This window comes from Ideonella sp. P3_A4 (assembly GCF_056403075.1).
Map to the genome: position 1 here is coordinate 1 of NZ_JBFUGE010000270.1, position 8,176 is coordinate 8,176.

Sequence of the window (8,176 nt, forward strand, 5' to 3'; positions counted from 1 at the left end):
ACCACGGTTCCATGGTGGGTGGCTCGGGGGTGCGGGCGCAGGCCCCATTCGCGGCCACCACAACACAGGCAAGCACAAACGGTGCTGACCGAGAGCCCGGCGCACGCCAAGGACACTGCCCCGCGAGCGTGGGCCGGAGAACGCACCCCCGGGCCACCCGCCGCGCTCGGTGCTCGGCAGTTGGAACAACAGCAGCAATGCACCAAGCATCGCGGCGCGTCGCGGGCCTTGCAAGGGGAGAGAGCAACTGAGATGAAAGTCCCCAAAAGCACAACACTGAAAGCTGCGATCAGCTGGAGCGCCGGCAAGGACGCTTGCCTGGCGATGCTGCGTGCACGTGAGGCTGGCTTGGATGTACGCACCTTCCTGACGATGCTCGACACCGACGGCCTCAGCAAGAGCCATGCATTGCCGCGCGACCTGATCGCTGCGCAGGTGGCATTGCTCGGCGGTGTCTGGCAGCCTGCTGTTGTTGGCCCAGGCGACTACGGCAATGGTTTCGCTGCACAACTGGTGCAGCTGCACGCAGCGGGCCACACGCACATGGTGTTTGGCGACATCGACCTGCAAGCCCACCGCGACTGGCTGGAGCCGGCCTGCGAACGCGCCGGTCTGCAAGCGGTGTTTCCACTGTGGGGCCTGTCGCGCGACGCGGTGGCCCACGAAATCATCGCGCGTGGCATCCGTGCCCGCATCGTTTGTGTCGACACCCGCTGGCTCGATGAAAGCTACTGCGGCGTCGAGTACGACGAGGCCTTTTTGGCGCGCCTGCCGCAAGGTGTTTGCCCCTGTGGCGAAGGCGGCGAGTTCCACAGTTTCGCCTGGGGCGGGCCGGGTTTTTTGCGCTCGCTGACACTGGGCCCGGGCGTGCAGCGCCGTGTGGCGTCTCAACCACCGTTGTCACCAACTGAATTGGTGTTTCAGGCGCCGGTGTTGATGATGGACGCATGAACTGGGCACTGACCCTGGCATTGCCGCTGGCCTGGAGCCTCGATGCCCTGTTCGGTGAACCGCGTAATCGGTTTCATCCAGTCGCGTGGTTAGGTTTGTTGCTCGGTCCGCTCGGTCGGCATCTCAGCACATGGACACCGGCCGCCGCGTTCGTCGCCGGTGCGGTGGCCTGGCTGGTGATCGCCACCGTGCTCGGTGCGGCCGCGTGGTGGCTGCAGCTGTCGTTGCTCAACCACAGCCCCGGATGGGTGGCCCTGCTGTTGTTGGGCCTGTTGCTCAAACCCTGCTTTGCGTGGCGCATGCTGCGCGACGAAGTGGCCGCCGTCGAGAACGCCTTGGTGCGTGGTGGCCTGGGTCCCGCACGCCAACGTCTGTCACGGCTGGTCAGCCGCGACGTGAATGATTTTGGTGATATCCAAATTCGAGAAACTGCGATCGAAACCTTGGCTGAAAACCTCAACGACTCGGTCGTCGCGCCGCTGGCCTGGTTCGCCGTCGCCGGCCTGCCCGGTGCGGTGGTCTACCGCTTTGCCAATACTGCCGATGCGATGTGGGGCTACCGCGGCCGCTATGAATGGGCAGGCAAATGGGCGGCGCGCGCCGACGACCTGCTGTCGTGGTTGCCGGCTCGGCTGACCGCTGCTTTGCTGCGGCCAACGCTGGCTCCATCGGCCTGGCGCGAGTTGCGGGTCGAGGCAGCGCGCACGCCGTCGCCGAATGGTGGCTGGGCGATGGGCGCGATGGCTTTGCGCCTGAACGTCCGCTTGAGCAAGCCGGGTATCTACCTGCTGCACCCTGCCGGGTCGGTGCCCGGTGAGTCGCACGTGGCGCGTGCCCTGCAAGTGGCCAGTCAGGCCGCTACCGCTGCGGTGGCGGGGGCCACGCTGCTGTGGTGCGTGCGGAGCCTGTGGTCATGAGCGCGTTGCGCGCACCGGTGGCTCAACCGGCCCTTCGCACGCCGGTACGTGCGCATGGTGGGCCCGACGCGCGCGGTGCCGCGCGCTGGGACTTCTCGACCAACGCCAACGCGGCCGGGCCGTGCCCAGCTGCCGAAGCGGCGCTGCGTGCGGTCGATGTGACGCGTTACCCCGACCCCAGCTACCAGCGCTTGCGCGAACGCCTGGCCGCCTGGCACGGCGTCGCGCCGACGCGCATCCTGCTGGCTGCCAGCGCAAGCGAATTCATCCAACGGGTCACCGTGGTCGGGGCTCGGCTCGCGCCTGGGCCGGTCGAGGTGCCCGAGCATGCGTACGGCGACTACGCGACAGCAGCGCGAGCGCATGGCCGTGCACTTTGCGTCAACGGCCAAGAGGGCCCGCGTGTGGGCCAACGGCCGACGCTGCGCTGGTGCTGTGATCCGTCTAGCCCGCTGGGCCTGGACGCACCGCCCCCGACCGACCTGAGCCGGTGCACGACGGTGCTCGACGCGGCCTACGCGCCGCTGCGCCTGCACGGCCGCGGCACCTGGGCCGGCGCGGCGCGCGACGCGGTGTTCGAGCTGATCAGTCCGAACAAGGCGTTAGGCCTGCCCGGCGTGCGCGGTGCCTATGCCATTGCGCCGCGCGAGGGCAGCGCACCGGGTGCCGACTGGGTCGAGGCGCTGGTCGCGGCCGAGCCCTCGTGGCCGCTGGGTGCGCACGCGGTGGCGATGCTGGAGTCCTGGGTCAGCGACGGTGCGCAACATTGGCTGGCCCGCCAGCGCGACACCTTGCGCGCGTGGAAGACCGAACTGCTGGCGCTGTTGAACGAGGCAGGCGCGGTGGTCTGGCCCAGCGTCACGCCATTTGTCTGTGCCCAGCTGCCCGCCGGCGTGACCGCCGCAGCCTTGCGCGAGCGCGATATCGCGGTGCGTGATGCCGGCTCCTTCGGCTTGTCCGGTTGGGTGCGGTTGAACGCGCTGCCGCCCGAAGCGCTGCGGGCATTGGCCGACGCCATCGGCGCGCTGCGCCCACCGGTTTCTTCTTCAACCCCACCCTTGACGAAAGGCAATGCATGAAGCCACGCGCGATCATGGTCTGGGGCTGCTCCAGCGGTGCCGGCAAGAGCCTGCTGGCGACTGCGTTGTGCCGTTGGGCGGCGCGGTGCGGCATCGATGTCGCGCCGTTCAAGGCGCAGAACATGAGCAACAACGCGCGTGTCGTGGCCGGTGCGCAGGGCGGCTTCGGCGAGATCGGCGCGGCCCAGTACTTCCAGGCGCTGGCCGCGCGCATCGCGCCGACGGTGGACATGAACCCAGTGCTGCTCAAGCCCGAGCGCGACACCGCCAGCCAAGTGGTGCTGCACGGCAACGTGGCGCCTTGCTTGTCGCGCCTGCCTTGGCGCGAACGCAGCCATCAACTGGCGCAGGCCGCGCACGAAAGCTTTCAGCGCTTGCGCAATCGCCATGAGTTGCTCGTGATCGAAGGGGCCGGCTCGCCGGCCGAGATCAACCTCGCGGCCAACGACTACGTCAACCTCGGCACGGCCCGCTGGGCACGCGACGCCGGCAGCCTGCGCAGCCTGCTGGTGGCCGACATCGACCGTGGCGGCGCCTTTGCCCACCTGCATGGCACCTGGGCCTTGTTGCCCGAAGACCTGAAGCCCACGCTCAGTGGCTTCGTGCTGAACAAGTTCCGCGGCGACGCCTCGCTGCTGGCCCCGGGGCCGGCCGACCTGCAGCGCCTGACCGGCGTGCCGACGATCGGCACCTTGCCGATGCGGCGCGACCATGGCCTGCCCGACGAAGACGGTGTGTTCGACCATGCGCCCACCGCCGCACCGGCCGGCGCGGCCGAGCCGCGCGTGGTCGCGATCGTGGCCTACCCGCATGTCAGCAACCTCGACGAGTTCCAGCCGCTGCGCCAGGTGCCTGGCCTGCGCGTGGTCTTTGCGCGCAGCGTGGCCGATCTGCACGGTGCGCACTGGATCGTGCTGCCGGGCTCCAAGCAGGTCAGCAGTGACCTGACCTGGTTGCGCCGCCAGGGGCTGGACCGCATGGTGCGGCTGCATGCTGCTTCCGGCCGTCCGCTGCTGGGCGTGTGCGGTGGTTTGCAGATGCTGGGCCAGTCGTTGACCGACCCGGCCGGTGTCGATGGCGAGGCCGGCAACTGGCCCGGCCTCGGCCTGCTGCCGCTGTCCACCCACTATGAAGCGCCGAAGCAGGTCGAACRCACGCGGGCACGTTTCGAAGCCCCTGGCGGCCATTGGGCGCCGCTCGGCGGTGTCACGCTGTCGGGCTACCAGATCCGCCACGGCGTGACGCAGCCGGTGGGTGACACCATCGGCCACGCGGTACTGCACGATACCGACGGCCGCACGCTGGCCTGGCAGGCCGGGCCGGTGCTGGGCACCGCGTTGCACGGCCTGTTCGAATCGGCCGGGGTGGTGCGCGCGTTGTTCGGCGCCCAGGTGCGCAGCCTGGACGACAGTTTCGATGCGCTGGCCGACATGGTCGAAGCCCACTTCGCGCCGGGCGCCTTGCAGCAGTTGCTGAGTTCTGTTTGAGCCGTTGATCCGGCCTCTTGAGTAGTTGACCTGATGACACTGTCCACCGGCCCGAGCACAGGCCCCCAACGCATCGTCTGCCTGACCGAAGAGACGACAGAGTGGTTGTACCTGCTGGGCGAAGAGCAGCGCATCGTCGGCATCTCGGGCTACACCGTGCGGCCGCGCCGCGCGCGTGAAGAGAAGCCCCGCGTGTCGGCCTTTCTCGACGGCAAGATCGACAAGATCGTCGCGCTCGAGCCCGACCTGGTGATCGGCTTTTCGGACATGCAGGCGGCGCTGGCCGACAAGCTGATTCGCGCCGGCCTGAATGTCTTCATCACCAACCAGCGCAGCGTGGCCGAGATCCTGGGCACGATGCGGCTGGTGGCCGGTCTCGTCGGTGCGCATGCCAAGGCCGAGGCCTGGATCGCTGACTGGCAACAGCGCACCGATGCACTCGCCGCCGTGGCGCAGGGCTGGCCACGCCGGCCGCGCGTGTATTTCGAGGAATGGGACGAGCCGAAGATCAGCGCGATCCAGTGGGTGTCCGAGCTGATCGGCCTGGCCGGCGGCGACGATGTCTTTCCCGAGCTGGGGCAGCAACGCATGGGCCGCGACCGCGTGGTCGCCGATGCGCTGGAGCCGGCGCGCCGCGCACCCGACGTGATCGTCGGCTCGTGGTGCGGCAAGAAATTCCGCCCCGAGCATGTGGCCGCACGCGAGGGCTGGCAAGACGTGCCGGCGGTGCGCGACGGCCGGCTGCACGAGATCAAGTCCTGCGACATCCTGCAGCCCGGCCCGGCCGCGCTGACCGATGGCCTGCAGCAACTGCACCGCTTGTTTGCCGACTGGGSGGCGCAGCCGACCATCAACTCCTGACCCAACGCGAACCACCATGAGCCTGACCTTCGACATCAGCGACATCCATGACGAGACCCTGGCGCGTCGCGTGCAGCACCGCATCGACCGCAAGACCAAGCCGCTGGGCGCGCTGGGCCGGCTCGAAACGCTGGCCTTGCAGCTGGCCCTGGTGCAGGACCGCGAAGACCCGCGCCTGGAGGCGCCGCAGCTGGTGGTGTTTGCCGCCGACCACGGCATCGCGGCGCGCGGCGTGTCGGCCTACCCGAGCGACGTGACCTGGCAGATGGTCGAGAACTTTCTCGCCGGTGGCGCTGCGGTGTCGGTGCTCGCGCGCCAGCATGGCCTGGCGCTGACAGTGGTCGACAGCGGCGTGCGGCACGACTTTGCGCCGCGCGCCGGCCTGGTCGTGGCCAAGGTCGCCCAAGGCTCGGCCGATTCGAGCATCGGCCCGGCGATGAGCGCCGCGCAGTGCGAAGAGGCCATGGCCCATGGCGCCGCGCTGGTGCGCGACCTGCCCGGCAACGCGCTGCTGTTGGGTGAGATGGGCATTGGCAACACCTCGGCGGCAAGCCTGCTGATGGCCCGTCTGACCGGCCAGCCGCTGGCCGATTGCGTGGGCCGCGGCACCGGGTTGGACGACGCCGGCCTGGCGCACAAGCTCGCGGTGCTGGGCCAGGCGCTGGAAGCCAACACCAACGCGCAAGCGCCACTGGAGGCCCTGGCCGCGCTGGGTGGGCTGGAGATCGCGACGATGACCGGCGCGGTGCTGCAGGCCGCCCAGCAGCGCCGGCTGATCGTCGTCGACGGCTTCATCACGACCGCCGCAGTGGCCGTGGCCGCGGCGCTGACGCCGACCGTGCTGCAGCGCTGCGTCTTCGCTCATGCGTCGGCTGAAAGTGGCCATGCGCGCTGGTTGGTGCAATTGGGTGCGTGGCCGCTGTTCGACCTGGGCATGCGTCTGGGCGAAGGCTCGGGCGCGGCGCTGGCCTGGCCGATCGTCGACTCGGCCTGTCGCTTGCTGGCCGAGATGGCGAGCTTCGAGACCGCCGGCGTCAGCGACCGCGACGGCGCGGCCTGATCACCAAGCCGGGCAGCGTGGCATGACACCCGCATCTGTCGGCCCTGTGGCAACCCTGCGTGATCAGCTGCAGCACCAGCTGCGGCTGGTCTTCGTGGCGCTGCAGTTCCTGACGCGGGTGCCGGCGCCGCGCTGGGTCGGCTACCAGCCGCAATGGCTCAACCAGTCGGCACGCCACTTCACGCTGGTCGGCGGCCTGGTCGGCGCCTTCAGCGCGGCCGTCTTGTGGGGCGCGTCGCTGTGGTGGCCCACCATGGTCGCGGCGCTGATCGCACTGGCCGTGTCGCTGGTGCTGACTGGCGCCTTCCACGAAGACGGCCTGGCCGACAGCTTCGACGCACTCGGCGGTGCCGTGCCACGCGAGCGCGCGTTGCAGATCATGAAGGACTCGCGCATCGGCAGCTACGGTGCTGCCGCGCTGGCGCTGGCACTGGTCGGCCGCGCAGTGCTGTGGGCCGCGCTGTGTGCGCGCGGTCCAGCGTTGGCTGCAGCGGCGCTGCTGCTCTCGGCCGCTTGGGGGCGCAGCGCGGCGGTGGTGTTGATGGCGTGGCTCCCATACGCCGGCGATGCCGAACACGCCAAGGCCAAGCCACTGGCGCAATCGGTGGGCCGCGTCGAGCTGGGCTGGGCCCTGGGCTGGTCGCTGGCCGCAGCGGCCCTGGCCAGCATCGCATGGCCCGCTGGCCGGTTGGCGGCGTCGCTGGTTGCGACCGTGCTGGTGATCGTTGCGATGCAGCGTTGGCTGACGCGCCGCCTGGGCGGCTACACCGGCGACACGCTCGGCGCCACCGAACAACTGACCGAGCTGGCGGTGCTGCTGGCGCTGGCCGCCCGCGTCGGCACTTCGTGACGCTGGCGGCCGAAGCGCAGGCGCCGGTCTACGCCTGGCGCCACCCGCGTCCGCGCGGCGCCGAAGGCCGCTGCATCGGTGCCCGTACCGATTTACTGGTCGACCCGCGTCGCGCCAAGCGATTGGCGCATCGCATCCGTCGCCTCGCCCGTTTGAACGGGCTGCCGCATCTCGTTGTCACTTCGCCGTTGCAGCGCTGCGCTGCGGTTGGCCGTTGGCTCAAACGCTGGGGCTGGACGCACCGCATCGACGCAGACCTGATCGAAGTCGATTTCGGTGCGTGGGATGGCCAACACTGGCCGGCGATCGCCATCGCCGAGATCGATGCCTGGTGCGCAGATTTCCATCGTTATGCACCGGGTGGGGGAGAGCCGCTCACAAGGCTGCTGCAACGCGCCGCCGCCTGGCAACCGACTGGCGCACGACTCGTCGTCACCCATGGCGGCTGGCTGCTGGCCCGCCGCTGGCAACAAGATCACCCTGGCCGTGAACCGAGCGCGGCCGACTGGCCGCCAGCGCCTCGCTATGGCGAGTGCGTGGCGTTGAACCCGGGCCGTCCAATGACTACAGATAGCGCTCCGGCCGGGCTTTGAACTTGGCCAGATGCTCGGGCATACAGAAGTAGAACGTGCGGCCGTGGTGGGTTGCGGTCGGCGCATCTCGGCCGACATCCATCTCGCAGATCTGGCAGAACGGATGCAGGGCTGTTGCCACGCGCCGCTTGGCATACGCCGCGTTGGCCTCGGGGTGCAGCCAGCCTGTGCTCTGGTACTCCAGGTGGTTCGCGGTTTGCATCGCTGCTTCGCGGCCGAGGTAGCGCTCGACCACGTGCAAGGCCAGGTCGATGCCCGAGGACAAGCCCCCCGAGCTGGCCAGTCGGCCGAGGTCGACATAGCGCACGCCGCGGATCAGCGTGATGTTGTCAAAGGTGTCGACGAAATCGGCGTACGACTCATGGTGGGTGGTCGCTG

The 8,176-nt window shown here is 69.3% G+C and carries 8 protein-coding genes and 1 pseudogene; 8 read left to right on the forward strand and 1 reads right to left on the reverse strand.

The window, feature by feature from the left end; translation table 11 throughout:
* The first annotated feature begins 252 nt into the window (after nt 1-252).
* Genes AC1DYI_RS20815 through AC1DYI_RS20850 form a run of 8 tightly spaced genes read left to right on the forward strand, consistent with a single transcriptional unit; the run spans nt 253 to nt 7,798 of the window.
* Nucleotides 253-951: a Dph6-related ATP pyrophosphatase gene (locus AC1DYI_RS20815; RefSeq protein ID WP_477206039.1), complete on the forward strand. Its 699-nt coding sequence runs from the start codon at nt 253-255 to the stop codon at nt 949-951.
* Nucleotides 948-1,868, forward strand: coding sequence for an adenosylcobinamide-phosphate synthase CbiB (cbiB, locus tag AC1DYI_RS20820; protein ID WP_477206040.1), 921 nt, complete (start codon nt 948-950; stop codon nt 1,866-1,868). Before AC1DYI_RS20815 ends, cbiB begins: the two co-directional genes overlap by 4 nt.
* Nucleotides 1,865-2,947, forward strand: a complete 1,083-nt coding sequence (locus tag AC1DYI_RS20825) for an aminotransferase class I/II-fold pyridoxal phosphate-dependent enzyme (RefSeq protein ID WP_477206041.1) — start codon at nt 1,865-1,867, stop codon at nt 2,945-2,947. Before cbiB ends, AC1DYI_RS20825 begins: the two co-directional genes overlap by 4 nt.
* On the forward strand, nt 2,944-4,434 hold the full coding sequence (locus AC1DYI_RS20830) for a cobyric acid synthase (RefSeq protein ID WP_477206042.1): 1,491 nt from the start codon (nt 2,944-2,946) through the stop codon (nt 4,432-4,434). Before AC1DYI_RS20825 ends, AC1DYI_RS20830 begins: the two co-directional genes overlap by 4 nt.
* Nucleotides 4,435-4,467: 33 nt before the next feature.
* Nucleotides 4,468-5,295, forward strand: coding sequence for a cobalamin-binding protein (locus AC1DYI_RS20835; protein ID WP_477206043.1), 828 nt, complete (start codon nt 4,468-4,470; stop codon nt 5,293-5,295).
* Between the two features lie 16 nt (nt 5,296-5,311).
* A complete protein-coding gene (cobT, locus tag AC1DYI_RS20840) occupies nt 5,312-6,355 on the forward strand; it encodes a nicotinate-nucleotide--dimethylbenzimidazole phosphoribosyltransferase (protein WP_477206044.1) in 1,044 nt (347 codons plus the stop codon).
* A 22-nt stretch (nt 6,356-6,377) separates the two neighbouring features.
* Entirely contained in the window at nt 6,378-7,205 is an 828-nt protein-coding gene (gene cobS / locus AC1DYI_RS20845; protein ID WP_477206045.1) for an adenosylcobinamide-GDP ribazoletransferase, read from the forward strand.
* Entirely contained in the window at nt 7,202-7,798 is a 597-nt protein-coding gene (locus AC1DYI_RS20850; RefSeq protein WP_477206046.1) for a histidine phosphatase family protein, read from the forward strand. Before cobS ends, AC1DYI_RS20850 begins: the two co-directional genes overlap by 4 nt.
* Here the strand turns inward: AC1DYI_RS20850 and AC1DYI_RS20855 are convergent.
* A pseudogene (locus tag AC1DYI_RS20855) lies at nt 7,770-8,176 on the reverse strand (hypothetical protein); the annotation flags it as partial. The gene AC1DYI_RS20850 and the pseudogene AC1DYI_RS20855 sit on opposite strands and share 29 nt — an antisense overlap.

Coding starts and splice junctions, on each gene's coding strand:
- AC1DYI_RS20825 (WP_477206041.1), top strand. CDS start 1,865: ATGAGCGCGTTGCGCGCACCGGTGGCTCAACCGGCCCTTCGCACGCCG.
- cbiB (WP_477206040.1), top strand. CDS start 948: ATGAACTGGGCACTGACCCTGGCATTGCCGCTGGCCTGGAGCCTCGAT.
- cobS (WP_477206045.1), top strand. CDS start 6,378: ATGACACCCGCATCTGTCGGCCCTGTGGCAACCCTGCGTGATCAGCTG.
- cobT (WP_477206044.1), top strand. CDS start 5,312: ATGAGCCTGACCTTCGACATCAGCGACATCCATGACGAGACCCTGGCG.
- AC1DYI_RS20815 (WP_477206039.1), top strand. CDS start 253: ATGAAAGTCCCCAAAAGCACAACACTGAAAGCTGCGATCAGCTGGAGC.